The 467-nt window shown below is 70.4% G+C and carries 1 protein-coding gene; it reads right to left on the reverse strand.

All coding sequences use genetic code 11. From position 1 onward, the window contains the following. Nucleotides 1–467 (reverse strand): FGGY-family carbohydrate kinase (locus B3T77_RS00845; protein WP_292076170.1); only part of this gene is annotated, 467 nt, incomplete at both ends.

The following is a 467-nucleotide window of genomic DNA, read 5'->3' on the forward strand; positions in this document are numbered from 1 at the left end:
CGCCTCGGCCGGGCGCGCCTCCAAGTCCGGCAAAAGGCCGACGCCCAGGGCCGCCAGGCGCGCGGCGCCCAGGGCCGTCATCTCCTGGAAGGCCGGACGCTCCACCTCGACCTCGCAGATGTCGGCGACGAACTGCATGGCGAAACTGTTGGCGGTGACGCCGCCGTCCACCTTCAGCGTCTTCAGAGGCGGCGCGCCGTCGGCGGCCAGGGCGTCGAGTAGGTCGCGCGTCTGATAGGCCAGGGCCTCCAGCGCGGCGCGTACGAAATGGGCCGGACCGGAATCCCGTGTCAGCCCCACGATGGTCCCCCTCGCTTCTGGTTCCCACCATGGTGCGCCCAGACCCGTGAAGCCCGGGACCATATAGACCCCGCCGTTGTCCTTGAGGGTCTGCGCCATCGCCTCCGACTGACGCGATTCCGAGATCAGCCCGACCCCGTCCCTCAGCCACTGGATCGCCGAGCCGG

It is taken from the genome of Brevundimonas sp. UBA7838 (assembly GCF_002500885.1).
In the GTDB taxonomy this organism is placed as follows: domain Bacteria; phylum Pseudomonadota; class Alphaproteobacteria; order Caulobacterales; family Caulobacteraceae; genus Brevundimonas; species Brevundimonas vesicularis_C.